Below are 23,668 nucleotides of genomic sequence, written 5' to 3'. Positions count from 1 at the left end.
CACTTTGACTGGGGATTACACACATGAAGCGATCCGGAACGTTCAGCCGGTTAATGGCCGTTAGCTGCATTGCCTGCGCCCTGTTTGGCGCCACGCAGGCCAATGCGCGCTCGCTGGAGCAGATACTTGATTCAAAGAAAATCATCATTGGCGTGAATCCCAACTTGCCGCCGCTGGGGGTTTATGACGAAAAGAACGAAATTTCCGGGTTTGACGCCAGCGTGGCGCACAAGATTGCCGATTCGCTGGGGGTGAAGCTGGAGCTGGTGGCTATCGGTTCAAACGATCGCATTCCGTTTATTTTGTCGGACAAGATTGACGCGGTGATGGGCGGCATGACGCGCAATGCCGATCGCATGAAAGTGGTGGACTTCACCGATCCGGTGAATACCGAAGTGCTCGGCATCCTGACCACCGAGAGCAAGCCTTATAAAGACTGGCATCAACTGAACGATCCGGCGGTGCGCTTGGTTCAGGTGCGTGGAACCACGCCGATCAAGTTTATTCAGGAAAACATTCCCAAGGCTCAACTGCTGATTCTGGATAACTATCCGGATGCGGTGCGCGCCATTGCCCAGGGGCGGGCCGATGCGTTGATCGACGTGCTCGATTTCATGTTCGGCTACACCAAGAACTACCCGACCAAATGGCGCGTGGTGGACGATCCGTTAGAGGTGGATTATGACTGCATCGGCGTGCGTAAGGGCAACACGGCGCTGACGCAAAAACTCAACCAAATCATTGCGGAACAGCATAAGTCCGGCTTTATCGCCGACAGCTGGACCAAATGGTTCGGCCACCCGATGTTGCACGATCCAACGCAATCGCCAACGCAACAATAACCCTGCTCTGCAATGAGCCATGACGCCTTATACCTGGTATACGGCGTCAATTATTTGACGAGAAAAATGCTCAGATGAACCTGAATTTTCAACCTTTGCTTGATCAACTGCCTTACCTGCTGGGTGGGGCGTGGGTGAGCTTACAGATCGCTGTTCTGGCATTTGCCTTCGGCATGATCATTGCCCTGTGCTGCACGGCCATTCTGCGCTATGGGCCGCGTTTGGCGGGGCAGGTGGTGAACGCCTATGTGGTTTTCGCCACCAACACCCCTCAACTGGTGCAAATCTATTTTTTGTTTTTCGCCTTGCCAGAAGTGGGGATATTGCTGTCGCCTTTTACCGCCGTGTTGATTGGCGCCACCTTTAACGCCGGCGCCTATTTGTGCGAGATCCAGCGCGCCGGGTTTGATTCGGTGCACCGCCTGGAGGTGGAAGCGGCGGAGGTGCTGGGGTTTTCACGCATGCAAATCATCCGCTACGTGATTTTACCGCACGTGATGAAAGTGATGTTCCGTCCGTTGTCCAATCAGTTCATCGTGATGACGCTTGGCACTTCTATGGCTTCGATGTTCGGTGTGGAAGAGCTGACGGGGCGCACCTATAACCTGAGTTCGGAAACATATTTATCGGTTGAAGCTTTCTCTATCGCAGCCGTGCTGTACATCATCATTACTATCATGGCCACGCTGGCTCTGGCAGTCGTCGGGCGTTTCCTCTTCCGCGCTAAAATAGAGGCCTTCTGATGAACTACCTGGATCTGCCTGAACTGGCACAGTTGTTTTCCTACTATAACGTGCTGCTGCTGCTCGAGGGGTTGCTCAGTACGCTGTTGCTGTCGGCGGGCGGGTGCCTGATTGGCTTCCTGGCCGGTTTTCTGATCGCTATTATCCGCACCACCCGGTCGAAAGCCGTGGCGCCGCTGCGTGCAGCCGCCTTTGTTTACTGCTTCCTGTTCCGCCGTATCCCCTTTTTGGTGACGCTGATGCTGGTGTTTTTTATCAGCCAATATGTCGGGCTGGCGCTTTCCACTTTCTCGGTGGCGCTGGTGTGCGTGTGCATTATCGCCGCGGCCTATTTGGGGGAAATCATCCGCAGTGGTATTGATTCGGTGCACAAGAATCAATGGGAGGCCGCGCAGACGCTGAACTTCACCTACTTGCAAAGCCTGCGTTACGTGATTATTCCGCAGTCGTTGAAGGTGGTGATCCCGCCGACGTTCAGTTTTTTCATCATGTACATCAAAGACACGGCGCTGGCCTCGCAAATCGGGGTGATGGAGCTGACCTCCGCCAGCAAGGTGCTCACCAACAAAGGGTTTTCCGCCGCGTTGGTGTACGCCACGGTGTTGGTCCTGTATTTCCTGATCTCTTACCCACTATCGCGCTTTGGTAAGCGCCTGGAGAAGAAAATTGCCGCAACTCGAAATCGTTAACCTTAAAGCCTCGTACGGCCAGCAGAGCGTCCTGGAGCAGGTCAACCTTTCCGTTGAGAAAGGCGAAATCGTCAGCCTGATCGGCCCTTCCGGATCGGGGAAAAGCACGCTGCTGCGCGTGCTGATGGGGCTGCTTCCTCCAGAAGCCGGCACGGTACGGCTCGATGGTAAAACCGTGAATTATGCCCATAAGGGCGAACTGCGTGCGCTGCGCTCGTCCATCGCCATCGTGTTTCAACAGTACAACCTGTTCCAGAACATGACGGTGCTGGAGAACGTGATGATCACGCCGACCAAAATCAAAGGCTGGCCGAAAAAGCAGGTGGAGGCCGACGCCCGGCGCCTGCTGACCCGGGTGGGGCTGGAGCACCGGCTGCACGCCTACCCGGACGAGCTTTCCGGCGGCCAACAGCAGCGCGTGGCGATCGCCCGCGCACTGGCGCTAAAGCCAACGGTACTGCTGCTTGATGAAGTCACCGCGGCGCTCGATCCGGAGATGGTCAACGAAGTGCTCGATACCATCCGCGAGCTGGCATCGGAAGGCATCACCCTGTTTCTGGTGTCTCACGAGATGAGTTTTGTGCGCGAAGTGTCCAGCAAAGTGGTGTTTATGGCCGATGGCGCAGTGGTGGAAACCGGGGCGCCGCAGCAGATTTTCGATGCGCCGCAGCAGCCGCGCACGCGTCACTTCGTCGGGAAAATCCTGCGCCACTGATCCGCTATGCGGAAAGACCAATCACTATCAATAAGGAGAAGTCAGATGGATATCGCCCAATATCCGCAAATCAATCCACCGGCACGGTTGCTGATGGGGCCGGGGCCGATCAATGCCGATCCGCGCGTGCTGCGTGCGATGTCGGCGCAGTTGATCGGCCAGTACGATCCGGCGATGACGCAGTATATGAATGAGGTGATGGCGCTGTATCGCGCGCTGTTTCGCACCGAAAACCGCTGGACGATGCTGATTGACGGCACTTCGCGCGCCGGTATCGAAGCCATTCTGCTGTCGGCGATCCGCCCCGGCGACAAGGTGCTGGTGCCGGTCTTTGGGCGCTTTGGCCACCTGTTGTGTGAAATCGCCCGCCGCTGCCGCGCCGAGGTGCACACCATTGAAGCGCCATGGGGCACGGTGTTCACGCCGGATCGCATCGAGGACGCCGTTAAACGCCTGCGCCCGCGTTTATTGCTGACGGTGCAGGGCGATACCTCCACCACCATGTTGCAGCCGCTGGCGGAACTGGGGGAAATTTGCCGCCGCTATGACGTGCTGTTGTATACCGATGCCACGGCGTCGTTTGGCGGCAACGCGCTGGAAACCGACGCCTGGGGGCTGGATGCAGTGTCTGCCGGCATGCAAAAATGCCTGGGCGGGCCTTCCGGTACTGCGCCGGTCACCCTTAGCCCACGGATGGAGGCGGCGATCCGCCGGCGACGCTGCGTGGAAGCCGGCATCCGCACCGCGGCGCACCAGGATGGCGAAGAAGAAATGATCTACTCCAACTACTTTGATCTGGGCATGATCATGGATTACTGGGGGCCGGAGCGGCTGAATCACCACACCGAAGCCACCAGCGCGCTGTTCGGCGCCCGCGAATGCGCCCGGCTGCTGCTGCAGGAAGGGCTGGATCACAGCATTGCGCGCCACAAGCGCCATGGCGACGCGCTGCTCAAAGGGATCCAGGCGATGGGGTTGGCGACCTTCGGCGATCTGGCTCACCGGATGAACAACGTGCTTGGGGTGATGATCCCGCCGGGCATCGATGGCGAGCAGGTGCGCAAGCTGTTGCTGGAAGACTTCGCGATTGAGATCGGCACCTCGTTCGGGCCGCTGATCGGCAAGGTCTGGCGGATTGGTACCATGGGTTACAACGCGCGTAAGGACTGTGTGCTGCAAACGCTGGCGGCGCTGGAAGCGGTGTTGAACCATCTGGGCTTCAACACCGTGCAGGGGGCGGCCATGCAGGCGGCCTGGGACCATTACGCGCAGGAGGGCAACGCCTGAATTGCGGCGTTCAACGATACTCCTGATACACCTTGGCGACCCGTTTGAAATAGTCGGTCAGGTAATTGATGCACACCTGAACTTTCAGCGGCAGCTTGTCTTTTTCGGTGTACAGGGCATAGACCGGGCGCGGATCCGACTGATAGCGCCTGAACAGGATCTCGATCTCGCCGCGTTTGATCTCCTCGATCACCCACATCAGCGGCGCATATGCGATCCCAGCGCCTGCTTTTAACCAACGGATCATGGTTTGCGAATCGTTGGTGACGAAGCGGCCGTGAGGCGAAATGCGCGTGCTGATGCCTTCCGGGGCGATCAGCTCAAACTCGCTGTCCGGGCGCACGCTGTATTCCAGCCAGGAAAAATTCACCATGTCGCTCGGTTTTTGCGGCGTGCCGTGCTGCGCCAGGTAGCTTTTGGCGGCGCAGACCACCATCGGCATAGAGCCCAGGCGGCGGGAAAACAGGCTGGAATCCTGCAGCGCACCAACGCGGATCACCACGTCCAGCCCATCGGCGATCAGATCCGGCGCCGGGATGCCCGTCACCAGGTTAACCGTCAGGCCGGGGTATTCTTTCAACATGTCGGCGGTCATGGTGGCCAGCACGTTTTGCGCCATGGTGGAGGAACTGCCGATGCGCAAAGTGCCGGTGGGCGTATTGTTGAAGGCGTACAGCTGTTCATGCACCTCACTCACTTCCTGCAACATACGCCGGCAGCCCTGATAGTAAATCTTGCCGGCTTCGGTCAGGCCGATGCTGCGGGTGCTGCGGTTGAGCAGCTTGACCTGGAGTTCATTTTCCAGTTTGGAGACGGTCTGGCTGATCGATGAAACGCTCATACCCAGTTGGCGCGCCGCCGCGGTAAATGAGCCGCACTCAACGACTTTCGCGAATACCGACATCCTTTTTAGTCTTTCCATTATTCACTCTGGCTTAAAAGTGATTTAGATCACAGTTTGTTGATTGGGTGATAGTAAGCACGCTAATATAATGCTCGCTGGGTGATGCCCCGCGTACGCCTGAGCGTGGCCGATGAGGTAAGGCGGCCGCGTCGCCGCAGGCAACTCTGCCGGTGCCCTCGTATTCCCTTTCATGGATACATGTCCCAAGAGTTTAACCCCTTTTCAGCTTTGCGGCCCGGTGCGCCGTCAGGCTACGGCGTAGGGCATGCCTGTGTTAAATTGTAAACAGGATGTGATACAAAAGGTGCAGCATCCCGGTATTGTGAACAATCAAGGAAAAAGGTATGAGTTTGCTTCCGGTCATCGTGATTTTCGGGCTGTCGTTCCCCCCGGTATTTTTTTTGCTGCTGGTTTCGCTGGCAGTTTTTTTTGTGCTGCGCCGCGTGCTGCAGCCAACGGGGATCTATGATGTTGTCTGGCATCCGGCACTGTTTAATACCGCGCTGTTTTGTTGCCTGTTTTATTTGATTTCATGTCTTTTTTTCTGAGGCCGCTGTGAAAACGTTATTAATAAAAATAATCCGTATCGCGATTACGTTGCTCCTGGTGCTGTTGGGGATCGTCGCCGTGTTTAAGGTCTGGATGTTCTATACCGAATCGCCCTGGACGCGCGACGCCAAATTTTCTGCCGATGTGGTGGCGATCGCCCCGGACGTCAGCGGCCTGTTGACCGATGTGCCGGTGGTGGATAACCAACTGGTGACGAAGGGGCAGACGCTGTTTGTCATCGATCAGCCGCGCTATCAGCAGGCGTTGGATCAGGCGAATGCCGATGTGGCCTACTATCAGGCACTGGTTGCGGAGAAAAAGCGTGAAGCAAGTCGCCGTGTGAATCTGGGGCCGGATGCCATGTCGCGCGAAGAGATTGAGCAGGCGAGCAATGCGTTGCTGACCGCGCAGCAGCAGTTGGCGAAAGCGACTGCGGCGCGCGATCTGGCCCGGCTCGATCTGGAACGCACCGTGGTGCGTGCCCCGGCGGACGGCTGGGTGACCAACCTTAACGTGCATACCGGCGAGTTTATTACCCGTGGCGCCACGGCTGTGGCGCTGGTGAAGAAAAACAGCTTCTACATGCTGGCCTACCTGGAAGAAACCAAGCTGCATGGCCTGAATAAGGGCGACCGCGCGGAAATTACTCCGTTGGGCAGCAACCGCATTATGCACGGCACTGTGGACAGCGTGGCGGCGGCGGTGAACAACAGCAGCAGCACCAGCAACAGTAAAGGGCTGGCTTCGGTTGACAGCAACCTGGAGTGGGTGCGCCTGGCTCAGCGCGTGCCGGTTAAAATCGTGCTGGATGATAAAGACCAGCAGCACCCGTACCCGGCGGGTACCACCGCTACCGTGGTGATTACCGGCAAACAGGATCGTCCCGCCAATGATGGCTCGCCGTTTACCCGCTTGATGCATCGGCTGCGCGAGTTCGGTTAAGGCCGCGTTCGCCCGTTTCCGAAAGGATGTTGTTATGTTCGGCGCTACTTTTATTCGGTTGAGGTTTGCCTGCAAGCTCAGTTTCGCGATCGTCTTCGCGCTGTTTGTCGGCTTTCATCTCAACCTGGAAACCCCACGCTGGTCGGTGATGACCGCGGCCATCGTCGCGGCCGGCCCGGCATTTGCCGCCGGCGGCGAGCCCTTCTCCGGCGCAATCCGCTACCGCGGCTGGCTGCGGATTATCGGCACCTTCATCGGTTGTTTCGTCGGCCTGGCGATTATCGTCACCACGGCGCGTGCGCCGGTGGTGATGCTGTTTTTATGCTGCGCCTGGGCCGGTTTTTGCAGCTGGATTTCTTCATTAATCCGCGTCGAGAACTCCTACGCCTGGGGCCTGGCGGGCTATACCGCGCTGATCATCATTGTGACCGTCGCCACCAGCGAATCCCACCTGCTGGAAGCGCCGCGCTTTGCCATTGAGCGCTGTAGCGAGATTGTGCTGGGGATCGTTAGCGCCGTGCTGGCGGATTTGCTGTTTTCCCCGCGCTCGATCAAACAGGATATCGATCGGCTGCTGGATAAACTGCTGGTGGATCACTACCAACTGATGCAGATGTGCCTGAGCAACGCGCCGAAAGAGGATATCGATCGTGCCTGGAGCAATCTGGTGAAGGGCACCACGGCGCTCAACGGCATGCGCAACAATCTGATGCTGGAATCCTCGCGTTGGCACAAGATGAACCGTCGGGTGCGGGCGCTGCATACCCTGTCGCTGACGCTGATCACCCAGTCGTGTGAAAGCTACCTGATTTTGCAGGATCACCCCGGCGCTGTATCGGAAAGGCTGCGCGAGCTGTTGCTGGCGCCGGCGCAAACGCCGCAGGAGGTTCACCAGCGCCTGAAGCTACTGCGCCAGGTGTTGGCTTCCCACCGCACGCAGGACACGCTGCCGACCGTCACCGGGTGGATCGGCACCGCCACGCGCTATCTGTTGCTGGCGAAGGGCGCGCACACCAACAGCAGCATCAGCGCGGTGGAAGAGGACATCTTGCGTGGCGAGGTGGTGGTGAAACCCACCTCGGCGGAAGGGCACCATGCGATGATCAACGGCTTGCGCACCTTTGTCGCCACCGTCTTCGGCTGCGCGCTGTGGCTGTGGAGCGGCTGGACCGCCGGCAGCGCGTTTATGGTAATCATTACGGTGATCACCTCACTGGCGATGCGTACCCCTAATCCGCGCATGGTGGCGATGGACTTTGTGATCGGCATGATGGCCGCCATTCCAGTGGGCGGGCTGTTTTTTATGGTGATCATCCCGGCGACGCAGCAAAGCCTGTTGTTGCTCTGTTTGAGCCTGGGGCTGATGGCGTTTTTTATCGGTATCGAAGTGCAGAAACGGCGGCTGGGTACCTTGGGGCTGCTGGCCGGCACCATCAATATCCTGGTGTTGAGCAACCCGATGGTATTTAACGTACCGCTGTTTCTGGATTCGGCCTTTGGCCAGTTTATCGGCAGCTGTGTGGGGCTGATGGTGCTGCTGTTGATTCGTGATAATTCGCGTGAACGCACCGGCCGCACGTTATTGAACCAGTTGGTCAGCCGTGCGGTGTCGGCGTTGACCACCAAAGCGGCCAAACGCCGGGAAAACCACCTGCCGGCGCTGTATCAGCAGTTGAATCAACTGTTGATGATGTTCCCCAACGACATCGCCAAGTACCGCCTGGCGCTGAACTTGATCATCGCGCACCAGCGTATGCAGCGCACGGAGATCCCGGCTAGCGAAGCGCTTTCCGCCTTTCACCGGCAGATCCGCAAAACCGCCGACAGCGTGGTGAGTGCGAAAAACGACGTTAAACGGGCGTATTACTACGATCGCCTGCTGGGCGAAATGAACGAATACCAGCAAAAGCTGGTGGAAAGCCAGGCGCCGCTCAGCGTCACCGGGCCGGTCAGGCGTCTGGCGGAAATGCTGCATCGCTATCGCCACGCCCTGATTGATTAGCCACTGTGACGCACGGCAGCGGCCCCGCTAACCCTGCCGTGCGCTTTCGGATATTGCCGGGTGCCAGCCTGCAGTAAAAACGTTATATTTTGTTAATCATTCATTCATCAGTTTTGGCTATATATCTGGCAGGTGCCATAGCCAGCGGTAACGATTTTCAGGGAATTTATGAACAAGCGGATCCTGGTGGCGATGGCGATCGCCGTGGTGATAGCCGGTTTCAGCGCGTTGCGCGCCCCCCGGCAGCCGGCGTCGGCCAACGTGCCGGCCACGGCGGCGGCGGAAAGTATCGATCGGTTGACGCAGCAGGCGCGGGTGGTGAGCTATCTGAAACAGCGCCAGCGCTTGCCGGATTATTACATCAGCAAAAAGCAGGCGCGTGAGCAGGGATGGGATGCGCGCGACGGCAATTTGTGCTCGGTGTTGCCGGGCAAAGCCATTGGCGGCGATCGTTTCTCCAACCGCGAAGGGCAACTGCCGGCGGCCAGTAACCGCATCTGGCGTGAAGCGGATATCAACTACCGCTGTGGCCGGCGCGGCGCAGAACGCCTATTGTTCTCTAATGACGGGCTGATTTTCGTCACGCATGACCATTATAAAAACTTCATTCGGGTGGAGTAAGTCTGATGGCAAAAGTAGAGTTCGATTTTAATCAGATAGCCGATTTGCCGGCGTTCTACCGTGCCTTTGCGCAGAAATTCGCGTTAGATGAAAGCTTTGGCGCCAATCTGGATGCGCTGTGGGACGTGGTGACCGGGGAGATCCGTTTGCCGGTGGAGATCGAGTTCACCAATCTGAGCACCCGTAGCAAACGCCGCTTCGGCGCGATCATTTTGCTGTTTGAAGAAGCCGAAGAAGAGCTGGACGGCGGCCTGCATTTTAATATGCATGAAAGCCGTGAGCCGGCTCACCACCGGGGATGAACGGCAACGTTCATCCCGCAGCGGCAGTGCGGCAGGGGATCAGTCGGCGGCCTCGGCCAGTTCGCGCAGATACTGGAAAATCTGGCGGTAAGCCTTAGGCGGCTTGTTACCGGCTTTCTCTTTTTGCGCGTTGCGTACGAGCGCGCGCAACTGCTGGCGATCGGCCTGTGGATAAAGTTCCAGGATGGTTGGGATCGCATCGTCGCCCTGTTCCACCAGGTTGTCGCGCAGCGTTTCCAACTTGTGGAACAGCGCAACCTGCTGGTTGTGGCGGTTTTTCAGCTTGTCCAGCGCGGTCTGGATCGGCTCGACGTCGCGGGCGCGCAGCATCTTGCCGATTAACTGCAGTTGGCGGCGGCGGCCCTCTTTTTTGATCTTCTGCGCCAGCTCAATGGCGGCCCGCAGATCGTCATCCATCGGGATGCGCTCCAGGGCGTTTTTCCCCAGTTCGACCAGCTCAACGCCCAGATCTTTCAGCGCTTGCGCATCACGTTTAATTTCACTCTTACTGACCCAGATAATCTCGTCATCGTCCTCGTCTTCACTCCCCGGGACATCGTCGAGCCAATCTTCAGGCTGTTTGTTCATGGTAGGCTCCGTTAAAAAGAGGCTAATCCTAACAGGTTGCCGTCTTTATGCGAAATTCCATGCAGTTCCTGTTAGACTCAATGGCATTAATCCAATACCCGTCATACTTCAAATTGCAGGTGTGTTGGCTGCACGCAGTCACCCGAATCACTTACCGGCGTAAGCGCATCGGGATTAATGAGAGACATCCTGTCTCTCACCGGAGGCCAACCGTTGGTTGGTCAAATTCGTTCCCGACGAATTTGTCCTTCGATTGCCGCCTGCCTGCAACTCGAATTATCTTGGGTATCAGATTTTCGCGCGCCAGCACGCGCACAATCAACGCCGCCACGGCACTTTTCTCAACGATTCTAAATTATGGCAGATTGATGAAAGTAGTCACCCAAGTTGCAGAACAGCGTAAAGCGCTGGAACAGGCCGTTTCGCAGGCCCTGGAACTGGCGCGCGCCGGTTCTGATGCGGCGGAAGTCGCCGTGACCAAAACCACCGGCATCGGCGTCAGCACCCGTTTTGGCGAAGTCGAAAACGTCGAATTCAACAGCGACGGCGCCCTGGGCATCACCGTGTATTACCAGCAGCGTAAAGGCAGCGCATCGTCCACCGATCTCTCCCCCGACGCTATCGCCCGCACCGTGCAGGCCGCGCTGGATATCGCCCGTTATACCTCGCCGGATCCTTGCGCCGGGCCGGCAGAAAAAGATCTGCTGGCGTTTGACGCGCCGGATCTGGATCTGTTTCACCCCGCCGAGCTGGACGCCGAGCGCGGTATTGAACTGGCCGCGCGCGCCGAACAGGCTTCACTGGCGGCGGATAAGCGCATCACCAATACCGAAGGCGGCAGCTTCAACAGCCACTACGGTATAAAAGTCTTCGGCAATAGCCATGGCATGCTGCAGAGCTACTGCTCCAGCCGCCATTCGCTGTCGAGCTGTGTGATTGCCGAGCATGAAGGCGATATGGAGCGTGATTACGCCTACACCATCGGCCGTGCAATGGACGATTTGCAAAGCCCGGAATGGGTGGGGCAGGAGTGCGCGCGCCGCACGCTGTCGCGCCTGGCGCCGCGCAAGCTGTCGACCATGAAGGCGCCGGTGCTGTTTGGCCGTGAGGTGGCGACCGGGCTGTTTGGCCACCTGGTTGGCGCCATCAGCGGCGGCAGCGTGTACCGCAAATCCACTTTTCTGCTCGACGCGCTCGGCACGCAGATTTTGCCGTCGTGGCTGACCATCGAAGAGCATCCGCACCTGCTGAAAGGGCTGGCCTCCACCCCGTTCGACAGCGAAGGCGTGCGCACCCAGCGCCGCGACATCGTGAAGGACGGCGTGCTGCAAACCTGGCTGCTGACCAGCTACGCGGCGCGCAAGTTGGGCCTGCACAGCACCGGCCATGCGGGCGGCATCCACAACTGGCGCATTGCCGGCCAGGGCGATGATTTTGCTGGCATGCTCCGGCAACTGGGCACCGGCCTGCTGGTGACCGAGCTGATGGGGCAGGGCGTTAGCGGCGTGACCGGCGACTATTCCCGCGGCGCCGCCGGGTTCTGGGTGGAAAACGGCGAAATCCAGTATCCGGTCAGCGAGATCACCATCGCCGGCAACCTAAAAGACATGCTGCGCAATATCGTCAGCGTGGGTAACGATATCGAAACCCGCAGTAACATCCAGTGCGGCTCGGTGCTGCTGCCGGAAATGAAAATCGCCGGGCAATAAGCCCGGATGCGGCCGGTGTTCTGCCGGCCGCACCACTCTTTAACCTTCCTTACAAACACCTGAAGCTGCTTTACCCTTTCATCCTCTATGGTTAGGCTGTATCACACCATGGCGTAGCGGCGTATGTGCCTGAATAATTTTTATAAGCCTTGGCGTGAGTGATATTTCTCGTGGTTAACATTCAATAATTGGAAGGGTGAGCATGAATAAGACACTGAAAGCATTGGCGTTGGTCACGCTGCTGGGCGCCAGTTCGCTGGCGATGGCCGATATCGCGGATGATATGGATATTATTGCCGACAATTACGACACGGCGCTCAAGACCGATAGCGCCGATGTGTTCCAGCAGAGCCTGGAAAAAATGCGCGCGGCGGCGCTGGATTCCCAGAAACAAACGCCACCGTCGCTGGATGGCAAAGCCGACGACAGCCCGGAAATGAAGGATTACCGCCACGGGTTTGATATTCTGGTGGGCCAGATCGATCAGTCATTGGCGCTGGCGAAGCAGGGCAAGCTGGCCGACGCCAAACGCTTGGCCGAAGAGTTTAAACAAACCCGCAACACCTACCATAAGAAATACCGCTAATCATACAGGCGCCCCCGCCACGGCGGGGCGCCTGCATCCATCACTGCCTGGCCTATGCTTTAACGGTACAACGCGGCTTTACCTACCGAGCCAAACAAGGCCATTTTCGCCGCGACCACCTCGCTTGCCGCCTGCATGGGTTTGAGGAACAATGCGTTAGGCTCATGCCCGCCCTGTTTCAGCTCTTCTTCCAGTGCGACAAAAAACGCTTTTTTCATATCGCTTGAAATATTGATTTTCCCCACGCCATAACGGATAGACTCCGCCACTTCACTGTCTTTATTGCCGGAACCGCCATGCAACACCAGCGGGATCCCGACCCGTTTACGGATTAGCTGTAAGCGTTCAATGTCGAGCCTGGGTTGTTTCCCTTTTGGGTACAGCCCGTGGGAGGTGCCGATAGCGACGGCCAGCGTGTCCGTACCGGTTTCCCGCACAAAGGTTTCGGCCTGTTGCGGATCGGTATAGAGAATCTCGTTGCTGCCGCCTTCTGCGCTGCCTTCCGCCACGCCAATGGTGCCCAGTTCAGCCTCGACGGAGACATTGATCGCGTGGGCGATGTCGACGATTTTTTTCGTCAGCAGTATGTTTTGCTCAAAAGGCTGGGAAGACGCGTCAATCATTACCGAGGTAAAACCGGCGTAAATCGCCTTCATCACCTCTTCCAGCGTGCGGCCATGGTCAAGATGAATAACAACCGGTATACGCGCCTGAATGGCCAGCGTGCGCAGGTAGCCGATGAATTCTGGCCCGGTAAAGGCCATCTCATCAGGGTGAATTTCCAGAATCAGCGGGGAATCAAGCCGCTCCGCTGTTTCGACGGCCAGCCGGCCAAATTCGGCGCTGGCGATGTTGAATGCGCCCACGCCAAACTGGTGGTGTTGAGCGACGCTAAGCAGATCTTTCATGGTGTACAGCATGGTATTTATCCTTGGTTAGCAGGAACGGGAACGTCTTTTTTAATCACCCGCAGGATCAGCGCTGTCAGTAAGCTGCCCGCGGCGATCGCTAACAGGTAACCCAGCACATTGCTGATGACGTTAGGAATGAAGATGACAAATATGCCGCCGTGTGGTGCGCGGGAGGCGCAGCCGAGGATCATGGAAAGCGCCCCCGCCAGCCCGGAACCGGCGACGATGGCGGGGATCACCCGCAACGGATCGGCTACGGCATACGGGATCGCGCCTTCAGTAATGAAGGACAAACCGAGGATGTAGGTGACCTTACCGGTTTCACGCTCCTGTTCGGTGAACTTGCGGCGAAAGAGCGTGGTCGCCAGAGCAATACCCAGCGGCGGAACCATACCCGCCGCCATGCAGGCGGCGATCGGCCCGTAGATACCGCTCGACATCAGCCCGATAGCGAACATGCAGACGGTTTTATTCAGCGGCCCGCCCATATCGAAGGCCACCATCATGCCGAACAGCAGGCCCAGAATGGCGGAGTTGGCGTTTCCCAGCGAATTGAGGAAATCGGTCAGCCATCCCAGCAGCATCTTGATTGGCTCACCGATCAGCAAGGCCATTAACGCGCCGGTCAGCAGCACGCTAAGCAGGGGCACAATCAAAATCGGTTTTAACCCGGCGATCGCTTTCGGCAAACGAATGTGATTGACGATAAGCAGGGTGATATAGCCCGCCAGAAAACCGGCGATTAAGGCGCCAAGGAAGCCCGAGCCGGTATGAATCGCCATCATGCCGCCCACGGCTCCGGCGGCAATGCCCATTTTCCCGCTGATTGACTGGCTGATCCCCAAGGCGAGGATCGGCAGCATCAGCGCGAAGGCGGAGCCGCCGCCGATGTCGGACAGCATTTTGGCGATGGGGCTGAAGTGCGCATCGCCCGGCGTGGCCGCGGTAATCCCGAAGGAAAAACTCACGGCAATCAGGATACCGCCGGCGATAACGAACGGAATCATCAGGTTAACGCCGGTAATCAGGTGCACATAGATTTGTGAGATAAAGGAACGTGAATTTGCGTCATCTTTTTCCGCGCTTGCGGGCGCAGCCGCGGCGGTATCCTGGAGCAGCCGCGGTGCCAATTCACCGCTGATAATTGCCCTAAGCAGGCCTTCGGCATCTTTTGCCGCGCGGGTGACGGGAACTTCAATGACATTTTTATGCTGAAAGCGCGACAGTTCGATTTTCTTGTCAGCAGCAATTAATACAATATCAGCCTGATTAATATCTTCATCACTAAAGACATATTCACTTTCAACTGCACCGTGTGTTTCAACTAAAACATGGATTCCCATTTTCTTAGCCGCTTTCTTTAAATTACTTTCGGCCAGGTAAGTATGGGCGACCCCCGTAGGACAGGCGGTAATGGCAATAATGTTCATAAACGTTCTCCAGTAATCAGGAAACGATTTGATGTGTTTTTATTTTTACTGAGATAGCTACGGCAAAGTAGCGTATAAAAATATTATTGTGACTTTTTACGTCACCGTATTATTTATGGCGCCAGACTATACTCTAAATAATTCGAGTTGCAGGAAGGCGGCGACGCAGCGAATCCCCAGGAGCTTACTTCAGTAAGTGACTGGGGTGAGCGAGGAAAGCCAACACACCTGCGACTTGAAGTATGACGAGTAGATATGAATCAGACGCCAGAGTGTGATAACAGCAAATGAAATATCTCTTCCCTGTTTTTAACATGAAGAAGTTGATCGACGACGTCTTCATCGCCTAATGCAATAGATATTTTTGCCAGCATTTTTATATGCCCGACATCCTTATCCGATTCTTTCACGGCAAACAGAATAACCAGCCGTACTTTGGTTCCGTCAATGGTTTCCCAAGGGATATCACGGCGTAAGCGGCCCACGGCGATACGTGTTTTAGCGACCGCCACCGATTTGCCATGTGGGATTGCAATATGATTTTCAAAACCGGTGGAGCCCAATTCCTCGCGCAGATAAACGTCGTTCAGAAACGTTTCTTTATTCGTCACGGCGCCGGTTTGGCAGAGCAGATCCGTCAGTTTGGCAATAATTTGTTCCTTACTTTGGCAATCCGCATCGAGAATAATGCACTCTTGTTGCAATACATCGTTAATAGCAACGGTTGTGTTCATAATACATCCCATCCCATTGTGATTAATTAATCGAATTGGCGACCAGACACTCGGTCACTCTGGCAATATCTTTCGCCGAGAACAGCGCTGACACATACACCACCGGCTTTTCCAGTGGCTCCAGCCTGATGGTGGAAATCACTACATCGCACTCATGCCGTTGCAGCGACGCGGCAATGTTTTTTCCCGGCACCACATCGATGATTTTCCAGTCAGGGAATGCGCGGATAATTCGGCCATACAGCAACTGCGATGTGCCAAGCCCACTGGAACAGACCAGTAAAACCCGTTTTACCTTGATACTGTTCTCAATCGCCGCCTGTATATGCACCGTGAGATAGGCCACTTCATCATCACTGATTTCATCCAAACCGTATTCTTGCGCCAACTGGTTGATCACGCTTTTCACCGTAGCAAACACGCCGCCCAGCTCGGTTTGAATATCATGCAGCAGCGGGTTTTTAATACGAATGCGGTAGGCCAGCCGGTTCAGCATGGGCTTAATATGCGAAGACAGCGAAGCCAGTAAGTTTTCATCGCCGGCTATATCGACATGAATTCGCTGGGCGACACGGCCGATCAGCGCTTCGGCAAAGCGGGTTTCACGCTGGCAAACCAGCGGCCGATCGTAAGGCGCAGCATCGCCGCCCGCCTTGCCTGAAGAGACCAGGTATTGATAAATCGAGTATGCTTCTTCCGCCACCAATACGGTGCCGTAAGCCGCTTCAATACGTTCAATCACCGCCAGCGAAACCTGCCATGCGTGCTGGTCGTGCACCGAATTCACCCACACGGCACGTGCATCGGTTCTCTGCAACGGGGAATGGCTGCGATGGATCAGGACCAGAATATGCGTGAATAAATTGATGTAGTAAGGATCGCTGATCGTGTACTGAAGCTGTTGCTCAATAAAGTTAATTAATTGCAGGATAAAATGGACGGCCTGTTTGCCAAATTTCTCTGCCAGTTCATGTAGCGTGCCTTCATCAAGCCGGCTTTCCAGCATGTCTTGGTGATTATAAATGGATTTCAATACCAGTGCTTTCATGGCTACACGGATATTCTGGTCGCTGCCTTTAATACTGGTGCCGCTTCGGCTTTTCATTAATGTTAAATCAAATTTATGTAACCAGCTTTCCAGCGTTTTCAGATCGTTCACAATGGATGCCCGGCTGATAAAATATTTATCGGCCATCTCACTGATGGAAGAGCCCCGCGGCGATAACATTAATAGGTCAGAGGCGATTTTCAACACGCGGAAATTACGCTTAAACTCGTCGATTTCCGTAGAGAAAATACGGCGGGCGGATATTTCCGCTTGCGCATCGGCAAATTTAATGGTGATTCCGCGCCCGCTTTTTCCACACAAAGTTATCCCCTGTGCTGACAGCCTATCGTTAATATCGGCGATATCGCGTCTGAGTGTGCGTGTTGAAATTTGGATTTTTTCAGACATGCAACGCAGGCTCACATAGCTGTTGTGAGAGATAAGCTGCCGCATTATATTCAGTTGCCGCTCAGTCAGCCCCTTCATCATTGCCAGGCTCCGCTTAAGGATGTCACCGCTTTGTGAGTTGTCATCTAAGCAAAGTGAATATGCTATGTAAATATTAAAAAGTGGCCACAAGGTGGTGCGGAAACTGACCATCATCAGCGTGCCGATATACCCTGCATACTTCGCCTGGGATAAACATCTGATAGTAGAAATGTGGGGGCTGCAGTGGGATGTTGTGCCGTTCAATAACCGATAAGAAGGCTCTTCTGATTGACGGCTTTCTATATCGGTATTCACGACTGAACGCCGGCATTGCCGGTTGAGCCGGAGGCTACGCCTCCGGCTCGGATGCCTATTGGTAAGAGAATGTGATGCTGGCTAAAGCGTTGGCGGTGCCCGGAGTAATCGCACCGGTACGGATATAGCGCGCTTGGAATGGTAAAGATAGGTTTTCTGCCTGAGATGTGCTGGTGATAAAGAATTGGTTGGGAGTGGAATTGAGCGAACTGTCTGGCCCCAGAGATAATGGCCCTGTACCGTTATAGAAAAATTGTACGCCAACGCCCGTTGCGGTGGAATCCGGTGTTAGAGAAACGATTTGTGAGATATTGCTTTGGTCTGTTTGGTCGGTAATAACGGCGTTCAGTGAGATATTAGCATCACACTGCAGGCTGACATTGAAGTTTTTCAGTTCGGATGTGCTGTCTACCGCGCTTAGGATATGCATATCAACCGTACCCAAATTGATAGCTACACTGGGTGTGCTGATAGTGCAGCCAGTTGCGCTTACGATTACGGTAGTAGAATTAATGATGACTTTAGCCGTGGCCGTTTCGTTATTGTAAGCCGTCAGTACGGCAGCGGTAATTGAGGGAATGGTATAGTTACCACTTTTCAGTGGTGAGCCGGTTTTAATGAAAGAGACTTTTGCTGACCACCCTAAATCGTTAGCGGAGCTATTGGCTTCATCTGTTGGATAGGTTTGTATGATTTCTGTCTGCAGTGGAATCCAGGTAGTGGCATTTGTATCTTTCAAGCCTAGTATAAAGCCGATACCGGGGATGCCGGTTTCAAATACGCTATAGTTTACGCCATCCATGACCACGGTTTCTCCAGTCGGGACGATAGAGCTGGAGGCCTCCATTGTTCCCTTGCTGCAGGTAAAAATCCAGCCGCACCAGAATACTTGGCTAACGCTTTGCGTGGCGCTCCAGTTGTTACCGATAATACTACCGCCGGTGACGGAGTCAGCCGGGCCAGAATAGGTAAGAGTGGCGGGCGATAATATGATATCAGATTTCCATTCCAATGCCTGTGTGGGGCTGGCGGTTAACGCCGTCAGGAAAGCGAGCAGAAAAAGATAATAAGCGTGTAGTTTCATTGGTTGAGTGTCTCGTAAAAATACAGTTTATGCGTACCGGCGTGATCGTTGTTTATAAGTATTCAACGGTATAGGTTGCCGTTGCCGCCACCTTGCCCGCAGTTACTGGAATTTTGGTTGCAACCAGACGGGCATAAAAAAGAATATCGAGACTTTGTTGATTAGCTAAGCCATAGATAGAAGTGGTACTGTTCAGCGCGATCACTTCGTTCTTATTGTCCATAATGGCTACGGCTATGCCAGAGGCCTCACCGTCATCTATTTTCAGATACTGGCTATCGTTATCATCGGCTATGCCGCTAAATGTAATTTTTGCACCTTCAAACGTTGGGCCACATTCTTCCAGCCGGATAGTGAATGATGTCTTTATCTGACTGACATCACCCACGTTCAGAAATTGACGATTAGAAATATTTCCCAGCGGGATATAGATGTTTTTTGACTCGCTGGCAATTGTACAGGTATTTCCACTGATCACACCCGTTACGCTAAGGAAAACATCATAACTTTTTGCTGGCATTATCCACATTGCTAAAGTAATTGTGGCCGATAATAACATGACTCTTGCTCTGCTTATTCGCATTTCAGCTCCTGTGTATAGATATTCGTCTCATGGTTATAATTATCTTTTTTCAGCGCGAATGTGCTTGTGCAACGTTGTTCGGATCCGGTTCCCCATTCTGCCAGCAATGTACCGCTTTGAGGTAAACCGGAAATCCAGGTGACCCCGTTGTTACCCACAATACCGTTTACCGTTTTATCCCCTATAAGGGTAACAGGCGTACCGAATGGTAACGCGGACCTGCCTCGTTTCAGCGTTAATAGCGCTCTGAAACCAATTTTTGTCTTCAACGTCGCTCGCACCAACGCACCTTCAGACGGTATATTGCTGACGATTGATTGCGGTAGCTCTATATTTTCACCAAGGGTTTTTACATCGAGATCAACACGATTTTCCCGATAAGGTGAGGCGTATGGGATAACGGCATAGCCGCGGGAGTCGGTATAAATTCCAGTTTGATTATTGATCTTCACGTTAGCGGCACCGGGTGCTTTAACGAGAATATTGGTATTCCCCAGTGGTTGGCTGAAAGTTATGCCGTCACGGTGTACTACCACACCGCCATTAATTCCGGCACTGTAATAACGTGAATTATTTGTGTAGCTGTAACCTGCATTATAAACCCCATTGCTTCCCTGATATTGTAGTGCCATATCTGCACCGTTCTGGTTATTATTTCGCGTGCCATATCGTGCATTCAGATTGTAATTGAAATTGTCATAGCCCGGTACATAACCGCTAACCCCTATGCTGTGCGATGTGCTGGTTTCTGCACTGTGAGTCATTCCATAGCGAATTTGTGTTCCGGGAAGTAATTCGTTTAGTGGTATAGATAATGAAAGGGAAAATATATTATCGCTTTTGTCTGACCAGATATTGTTATTATGTTGCCAGGCTGCGCTCAATGAGATGGCCTTCCATGATGTATTGTAAGAGAATTGCATACTGTTATTAGTTTTATTTGTATTCCAGTAGCGCTGTTGGTTGTATGAAATAGCAACAGAACCATAGTCACTTAGTCTTTGCGAGAGTAAAATCTGATTCTGCAATTTGCGTGCATAGCGTAGATTGTAATAATTACCGTAATCGATTACAATCTGACCGTTTTTATCAAGTGAAATATCATTTTCACCACCATACATATGGCGGTAGGCTGTATCACTAAGGGTATAAAAACCGCTGGTGGTATAATGCCAGGAATAAAAATTGAGCGTTGTGCCGAGCGTATTGAGTGCTTTAGCGTAGCGGAAGCGTACTGAGTTACCGCTGTAATTTTTGTTATTGGCCAGTGTACTGCCAGCATGGATGGTATCCAGTGAGTAAGCCCCCAGTTTGCCCAGGTTCTGGCCGATCCCGGCGGCGAAAGCGCGGTAATTATCGGAATACTGAGCGCCGCCATAAAACGTCAGATCGTAACGCCAACCGTAAAAAAAATCTCCCTGCAGGAAAAAAGGTGATGATTGATTGTATCCGCTGCGATATCGGCCCGCACTGAACGAGTATTTGGCCTGACCGGGCCTTACCAGATTAGGTACGCTGGCAAATGGCACGGTATAGCTTGTTACTTGGCCATCATTTTCTTCAATCGAAACCTGGAGGTCCCCTCCTGATGAAGTGGGATAGAGATCATTAATGATGAAGGCGCCTGGGGGGACGCTGGTCTGATAAATGATGTTGTTGTTTTGACGAATACGGACCGTGGCATTGCTGCGTGCAATACCGTGAACTTCTGGCGCATAGCCGCGCTGGCTGTTGGGAAGCATATTTTCGTCAGAAGTTAATTGCACACCGCGAACGCCGACAGAGTCAAAGATTGCCGATGAGCTCCAGGTTTCTCCCAGCGTTAGTTGCGCTCTTAACGGGACGATATCGCGTTGCAATGCTGTGCGAACATGCGCCAATTGCCCGCCTTGACTATTCGTCCAGGCCCAGGTCGAATTATCACGCAGCCGCCATGCGCCCAGGTTAATACCGCTGTTCAGCCCCAAAAAGTAATTCGTGCGTTTCAGGCTAATGTCACTGTGGTACTCGCTCTGCGATCCATTCATGCTGTAGCTTAGAAACGCAGAACTAATACCGCTTTCCCAGCGAGTTGGGCTGATATGCCCGCGTGGGCGATGCAGCATCAACGCCTGAGGTAGGGTGTATCTCAGTACCAGTTTACCAACGTCGAAATGTCTTGTGATGCCCTGATGTTGATACAGTTTTTCCAGAATCAGGCAGTTCTCCTGCGGCGCAACCTTCAGCGCTTTTGTCAGATCGATGCCCAGGCTGTCTATTTCTATTGCGCTGAAACAGGGCAACAACAGGTGATTACCGTTTGACTCGTCAGTGACAAATTTTATTTCTATATTATCGACGTATTTATCGTTAATAAAAACCGTTGTGTTATATTTCCCTGGAGGAAGATCCGCTCCATTTTCAAGCCATGATAAATCTGCCACCTTGCCATTTTTTCCGGTAAGGAACATCGGGTTGAAATTGTATTTTACCTGAGCGTATATAGTGTGCATTGTGAGGAAAAGAGTTAATGCTAGTATGCTGTCACGAACAATTAGGTAATTATTCATAGGCCAATAATTAATAATGTATTAGTGTCATTTTATTTGATGTTTATTGTTGCCGTTTCGGTAATGGCGCCATAATCATTGGTGGTCTGATATTCTGCTTTTTTTGCATTAGCGAATGTACCGGTAAGTGTTATTTTATTTTTTGGTGCGATCATTAATGGGGTGACTTTCTTGCCATCGATCGTTAAAGAAGAGAGCGTAATGTAATAAGGCGTAGGGTTATGTAGCGTTACCTTTCCTGTATTGAATGTTCCCTCAAGGCGTTTCCATGCATCACTTGGCGCGATGGGCAAATTAGTTGGGCGATAAAAGACTTTAATACGGCTGGCTGCAGCCATCTGCAACGTGTTTTTTTCATGTGGCGCAGATTGTGGGATTGCCTTCACCGTCATCCAGTAAAGAGTCTCTCGGTCTTGCGGCAACCCCTGGCCGGTAAACATAATACGAAGCGTGTTTTCAGATTTGGGTTGTAGTACCGCAAGCGGCGGCACAACGACGAAATCAGTGGTTTGCTCATTGTTGGCGTTATCCAGCCAGGTTTCAATTAAATATGGATCGTTTTCATTGGTGTTGCGGACACCAAGCGCAGCCTGTTTATCCCCGGCCTGGTAAACCAGGCGTGTAGCCCCTAGGCCCACGCCGCCTGCATATGCCAAAAGAGGCGAAAGCAGAGTTGCTACTGTTAACAGAACATGTGAAATACGCATGATTACATGACCTCTCATTTCAGTGGGAAAAGGCCCGGAACAGTAGCCCGTTCCGGGGTTTTACTATCAAGAGTAAGTCAAGGTATAAGTAGCAACGGCACTGGCATCACCGGCGGTTACACTGCCTTTTTCCGTGTGATATTTGGCTGTAAAGGTCAGGATGTTGCTCCCCCCCGTCAGGGCTGTTGCTGTACTGGCCTCGTTCAGTTTCACTTGCGTACCGGATGAGTTAAAGAAACGGATCCCCAGATTCTGTGCGTAGGTGCTGTTCCCGGCAACGCCTACGGCCAGTGTTGTCGGATCATTGGCATCGGCAACGCCGGTAAATGTGATTGCAATGTTTGTATAAACACTGGTATCGCAGTCCGTTAGTTGGATAGTGAATTCTTTGCCTGTGGACAGGGTGGTACCCGCTGTCGCAAGGTTCGGTGTGCCTACCTGGCCCATATTAATGCTCTGGGTAGCGGAACTGCTGGACAGTGCGCAGGCGGTTGTCACTACGCTTCCCTCAAAGTTGAGAGTTCCACCATCAACGGTCACCGCTGCGTAAGTAAGGGTTGGTAATAGTGATAAAGCACTGCTGATAAAAGCAGCCATTGCCGATTTGGTAATAATACGCATAAGAGACATTCCTCCTTGATTATGTAGATTATTATGGTTTTTCAACTTAGCCAGCACCGCATAGCTGATGACGAACATTAAATAAAATCCATTATTTTATTTCATATTTGTCAGCGTGCTTTGTGGTGCGGATAATAATAGTTTTATGCTTGCTGTTGTTAATATTTATTTTGCACTTCTACCCGTGCTACATATATACCTTTTATACTTCAAGCTACAGGTGTGTTGGCTTTATTTCCTGGGCCATCACCGGGTTTTGTCACGATGTAGCCGTCGCTGCGTGATTCGGCCTAAGTTCTTCGTGGCCAGCGCTGGCGTTGCTCAAAAACGTGCTTGCGTTTTCCCGGTAACTCGAATTGTTTTTAAAATATGTGGAAGTATAAAAACATGATTTAAAGAAGGCAGCAACTAAATTATTTGTTTATTTTGCATTTGGTTTTTTGTTCTGTTTTTTTAATTTAATTATATTTTTATTTTGATGGAATTAATGAAAAGTATAACCATACCATTAGATTTACAGTTTTATGCTCGTCATCCTACAGGTTGCAGATGCGTTGGCGTTATTACTCAGCCTATCTTTGGGCCCTGCCACAAAGAGGCCGCGGCTTGCAGCGTTAAAATATGCTTCCGGCAGCTTTGTCGCTCACCCCAGTCACTTACCCAAGTGAGTGACTGGGGATTGAATGAGAGATATCCTGTCTTTCACCGCTGGCCAGCAGTTGGCTGGCCAAATTCGTTCCCGACGAATTTGTCGCAGCAACGCCGCGTGATGCGGCCA

At 53.4% G+C, this 23,668-nt stretch carries 23 protein-coding genes; 12 read left to right on the top strand and 11 right to left on the bottom strand.

Going from position 1 to position 23,668, the window contains the following annotated elements; all coding sequences use genetic code 11:
• Window positions 1-23: 23 nt before the first annotated feature.
• The 5 genes from AC559G_RS22410 to AC559G_RS22390 all read left to right on the top strand — a co-directional run bounded on the left by AC559G_RS22410 (window position 24) and on the right by AC559G_RS22390 (window position 4,276).
• Window positions 24-842 carry a transporter substrate-binding domain-containing protein gene (locus AC559G_RS22410; protein WP_095847054.1) on the top strand — a complete coding sequence of 273 codons (819 nt, stop codon included), beginning with the start codon at window positions 24-26 and terminating at the stop codon, window positions 840-842.
• A gap of 74 nt (window positions 843-916) precedes the next feature.
• On the top strand, window positions 917-1,585 hold the full coding sequence (locus tag AC559G_RS22405; RefSeq protein ID WP_095847055.1) for an amino acid ABC transporter permease: 669 nt from the start codon (window positions 917-919) through the stop codon (window positions 1,583-1,585).
• The gene (locus AC559G_RS22400) at window positions 1,585-2,274 is read left to right on the top strand and encodes an amino acid ABC transporter permease (RefSeq protein ID WP_498914781.1); all 690 of its coding nucleotides are present in this window, start codon (window positions 1,585-1,587) and stop codon (window positions 2,272-2,274) included. The genes AC559G_RS22405 and AC559G_RS22400 overlap by 1 nt, the downstream gene beginning before the upstream one ends.
• Complete coding sequence (locus tag AC559G_RS22395; protein WP_095847057.1) at window positions 2,252-2,989, top strand: amino acid ABC transporter ATP-binding protein; 738 nt, start codon at window positions 2,252-2,254, stop codon at window positions 2,987-2,989. The genes AC559G_RS22400 and AC559G_RS22395 overlap by 23 nt, the downstream gene beginning before the upstream one ends.
• Before the next feature lie 45 nt (window positions 2,990-3,034).
• A complete protein-coding gene (locus AC559G_RS22390; RefSeq protein ID WP_121554221.1) occupies window positions 3,035-4,276 on the top strand; it encodes a pyridoxal-phosphate-dependent aminotransferase family protein in 1,242 nt (413 codons plus the stop codon).
• Window positions 4,277-4,286: 10 nt separating this feature from the next.
• Here the strand turns inward: AC559G_RS22390 and aaeR are convergent, their stop codons facing one another.
• Entirely contained in the window at window positions 4,287-5,198 is a 912-nt protein-coding gene (aaeR, locus tag AC559G_RS22385) for an HTH-type transcriptional activator AaeR (RefSeq protein ID WP_095847059.1), read from the bottom strand.
• 326 nt (window positions 5,199-5,524) lie between these two features.
• On the opposite strand from aaeR, the gene aaeX reads away from it, so the two are divergent.
• The 5 genes from aaeX (at window position 5,525) to AC559G_RS22360 (ending at window position 9,596) form a co-directional block, all read left to right on the top strand.
• A complete protein-coding gene (aaeX, locus tag AC559G_RS22380) occupies window positions 5,525-5,728 on the top strand; it encodes a p-hydroxybenzoic acid efflux pump operon protein AaeX (RefSeq protein WP_095847060.1) in 204 nt (67 codons plus the stop codon).
• Window positions 5,729-5,735: 7 nt separating this feature from the next.
• Window positions 5,736-6,671: a p-hydroxybenzoic acid efflux pump subunit AaeA gene (gene aaeA / locus AC559G_RS22375; RefSeq protein ID WP_498914778.1), complete on the top strand. Its 936-nt coding sequence runs from the start codon at window positions 5,736-5,738 to the stop codon at window positions 6,669-6,671.
• 34 nt (window positions 6,672-6,705) lie between these two features.
• A complete protein-coding gene (gene aaeB / locus AC559G_RS22370) occupies window positions 6,706-8,673 on the top strand; it encodes a p-hydroxybenzoic acid efflux pump subunit AaeB (protein ID WP_438598096.1) in 1,968 nt (655 codons plus the stop codon).
• A 168-nt stretch (window positions 8,674-8,841) separates the two neighbouring features.
• Window positions 8,842-9,294 carry a ribonuclease domain-containing protein gene (locus AC559G_RS22365; RefSeq protein WP_498914775.1) on the top strand — a complete coding sequence of 151 codons (453 nt, stop codon included), beginning with the start codon at window positions 8,842-8,844 and terminating at the stop codon, window positions 9,292-9,294.
• Between the two features lie 5 nt (window positions 9,295-9,299).
• The gene (locus AC559G_RS22360; protein WP_498914773.1) at window positions 9,300-9,596 is read left to right on the top strand and encodes a barstar family protein; all 297 of its coding nucleotides are present in this window, start codon (window positions 9,300-9,302) and stop codon (window positions 9,594-9,596) included.
• A gap of 39 nt (window positions 9,597-9,635) precedes the next feature.
• Here AC559G_RS22360 and yjgA read toward each other — a convergent pair whose 3' ends face one another.
• Complete coding sequence (gene yjgA / locus AC559G_RS22355; protein ID WP_498914771.1) at window positions 9,636-10,184, bottom strand: DarP family protein; 549 nt, start codon at window positions 10,182-10,184, stop codon at window positions 9,636-9,638.
• 368 nt (window positions 10,185-10,552) lie between these two features.
• Here yjgA and pmbA point away from each other — a divergent pair, with 368 nt between their 5' ends.
• Both pmbA and cybC read left to right on the top strand, forming a co-directional pair.
• Window positions 10,553-11,893 (top strand): metalloprotease PmbA, encoded by a 1,341-nt coding sequence (gene pmbA, locus AC559G_RS22350; protein WP_498914769.1) that lies wholly within the window; start codon window positions 10,553-10,555, stop codon window positions 11,891-11,893.
• A gap of 202 nt (window positions 11,894-12,095) precedes the next feature.
• Window positions 12,096-12,479 (top strand): cytochrome b562, encoded by a 384-nt coding sequence (gene cybC / locus AC559G_RS22345; RefSeq protein ID WP_438597675.1) that lies wholly within the window; start codon window positions 12,096-12,098, stop codon window positions 12,477-12,479.
• 59 nt (window positions 12,480-12,538) lie between these two features.
• Here the strand turns inward: cybC and AC559G_RS22340 are convergent, their stop codons facing one another.
• From AC559G_RS22340 to AC559G_RS22300, 9 genes are all read right to left on the bottom strand, one after another.
• Window positions 12,539-13,399, bottom strand: coding sequence for a beta/alpha barrel domain-containing protein (locus AC559G_RS22340; protein WP_498914767.1), 861 nt, complete (start codon window positions 13,397-13,399; stop codon window positions 12,539-12,541).
• Between the two features lie 5 nt (window positions 13,400-13,404).
• Window positions 13,405-14,820 carry a PTS fructose transporter subunit IIC gene (locus tag AC559G_RS22335; protein WP_498914765.1) on the bottom strand — a complete coding sequence of 472 codons (1,416 nt, stop codon included), beginning with the start codon at window positions 14,818-14,820 and terminating at the stop codon, window positions 13,405-13,407.
• Between the two features lie 260 nt (window positions 14,821-15,080).
• Window positions 15,081-15,554, bottom strand: a complete 474-nt coding sequence (locus AC559G_RS22330; RefSeq protein WP_498914763.1) for a PTS sugar transporter subunit IIA — start codon at window positions 15,552-15,554, stop codon at window positions 15,081-15,083.
• Window positions 15,555-15,576: 22 nt separating this feature from the next.
• Entirely contained in the window at window positions 15,577-17,088 is a 1,512-nt protein-coding gene (locus tag AC559G_RS22325) for a BglG family transcription antiterminator (protein WP_498914882.1), read from the bottom strand.
• A 313-nt stretch (window positions 17,089-17,401) separates the two neighbouring features.
• Complete coding sequence (locus AC559G_RS22320) at window positions 17,402-18,430, bottom strand: fimbrial protein (protein ID WP_498914761.1); 1,029 nt, start codon at window positions 18,428-18,430, stop codon at window positions 17,402-17,404.
• Window positions 18,431-18,482: 52 nt separating this feature from the next.
• A complete protein-coding gene (locus AC559G_RS22315; protein WP_498914759.1) occupies window positions 18,483-19,013 on the bottom strand; it encodes a fimbrial protein in 531 nt (176 codons plus the stop codon).
• Window positions 19,004-21,562: a fimbria/pilus outer membrane usher protein gene (locus tag AC559G_RS22310; RefSeq protein WP_498914757.1), complete on the bottom strand. Its 2,559-nt coding sequence runs from the start codon at window positions 21,560-21,562 to the stop codon at window positions 19,004-19,006. Before AC559G_RS22310 ends, AC559G_RS22315 begins: the two co-directional genes overlap by 10 nt.
• A 32-nt stretch (window positions 21,563-21,594) precedes the next feature.
• A complete protein-coding gene (locus AC559G_RS22305; protein WP_498914755.1) occupies window positions 21,595-22,269 on the bottom strand; it encodes a fimbrial biogenesis chaperone in 675 nt (224 codons plus the stop codon).
• Window positions 22,270-22,335: 66 nt separating this feature from the next.
• Window positions 22,336-22,968, bottom strand: coding sequence for a fimbrial protein (locus tag AC559G_RS22300; RefSeq protein ID WP_498914753.1), 633 nt, complete (start codon window positions 22,966-22,968; stop codon window positions 22,336-22,338).
• Between the last annotated feature and the right edge of the window lie 700 nt (window positions 22,969-23,668).

This window comes from Gibbsiella greigii (assembly GCF_039540155.1).
GTDB classification, from domain to species: domain Bacteria; phylum Pseudomonadota; class Gammaproteobacteria; order Enterobacterales; family Enterobacteriaceae; genus Gibbsiella; species Gibbsiella quercinecans.
Note: the sequence above shows the minus strand (reverse complement) of the source record. Positions and strands in the feature narration are given on the sequence as shown.